Below are 1,646 nucleotides of genomic sequence, written 5' to 3'. Positions count from 1 at the left end.
GTCGTCGGCGGCGACGGAGGCGCGACCGTCTTCGGCGACCGCCGGCGGGACGAGCCGTGCGAGGAGCACGACGGCGACGCCGACGGCCGGGACCTCGTCCTCGGCGGCGCGGGCAAGGAGATCGTGTCGGCCGGCGGCGGCGCCGACCGGGTCGAGGCCGGTGGCGGCCAGGACGTGGTCTGCGGCGAACGCGGCGACGACCGGCTGGCCGGCGGCTCGGGCGACGACCGGGTCTCGGGCGGCTCGGGCGACGACACGGCGCTCGGCGACGACGGCGATGACGAGGTGACCGGCGGCTCCGGCGACGACACCCTGTACGGCGGCGCGCACGACGACACCGTGGTGGGCGAGTCCGGGCAGGACCGGCTGTTCGGCGGCGAGGGTGACGACCTGGTCATCGGCGGCACGCGTACGGCGGGCAAGGACGACAAGGGCGACGTCCTGTACGGCGATGCGGGAGCGGACCGGCTGATCGGCGACAACGGCGACGCCGGTGGCCCGTTCGACCTCGACGGCACCCCGGAGGAGGCCGGCGGCCCGGACGTGATCCACGGCGGCGACGGCGCCGACGCGGGTTACGGCGGGATCGGGTCCGACGAGGTGCACGGCGACGCGGGCGACGACCACCTGGAGGGCGGCGTCGGCGGCGACAAGGTGTACGGCGAGGCCGGCGAGGACGAACTCGTGGGCGGCGCTTCGGGCCCGTACCCGGACGGCGGCGACACACTGCTGGGCGGCGACGGCCCGGACGTGATCACCGCCGACAACGCCCTCCTGACCATCTCCCTCCAACCCCCGACCTCGACGCCGACTCCGAGCAGCACCGCAACGCCGTCGGCCACGGCCACACCGTCTGGGACGTCCGCATCCGACATGGACGCGGCTACTTCGGTGGCCGCGCGGCCGGGGCAGGCGGTTACGCACCGGGTGAAGCTGCTCGCGGGTGGCTTCGGCCCCGACGTGGCCGACGGCGGCGCGGGCAACGACGCGATCTTCGGCCAGGGCGGCCCCGACCGGCTGCGCGGCCAGGAAGGCGACGACTACGCCGAGGGCGGCGCGAGCGTGGACTGGGTCGAAGGCGACCAGGGCAACGACGACCTGGTCGGCGGCACCCACACGACAGCCGACACCACAGCGGACGACGTCGCGGACGCCCTGTACGGCGGCCCCGGTGACGACGTCATCGCCGGCGACAACGCCGTGGTGACGCTGACGGGCACCCCGGCCGCCGCCACCGTCCGCCTCGGCTCGTCGGGCACCCCGATGACCCCACGCGCGGTCACCCTCCTGGGCGACGGCTCTGGAGGGGACAGGATTTCGGGGGGTTCTGGGGTGGATGTCCTGTGGGGGCAGAGCGGGGACGATCAGATGTCGGGTGGGGGCCAGGGGGACTACGCCGAGGGTGGTGACGGCGCGGACCAGATCCGTGGTGACCTGCCGTTGTCGGCCGAGTCCACCAGGACCATCAGCCGCCCTCTGCCCGACCCCGGCTGGAAGGGCGACCCCAGCGGCCCCGCCGACCTGGAAGGCGACGACACCCCCGGCCAGGACGACCTGATCGGCGGCTCGGCCCCCCCGCCCAGACGCCCACCGCGTCGGTGAACTCGCGGCCGGTCCAGGTGATGGTGTTGCGGGCCACCGTGTTG

Annotated in this window: 1 protein-coding gene; it reads left to right on the top strand. The window is 75.2% G+C overall.

Translation table 11 applies throughout. The annotated features are described in order from the left end of the window. Nucleotides 1-1,602, top strand: a 1,602-nt coding sequence (locus ACWCSD_RS52420) for a calcium-binding protein (RefSeq protein ID WP_449927389.1), incomplete at its 5' end; no start/stop codon positions are given. Nucleotides 1,603-1,646 lie beyond the last annotated feature (44 nt).

It is taken from the genome of Nonomuraea sp. NPDC001684 (assembly GCF_053596515.1).
The sequence above is the reverse complement of the archived record's forward strand: the minus strand, read 5'-3'. Positions and strand labels throughout refer to the sequence as shown.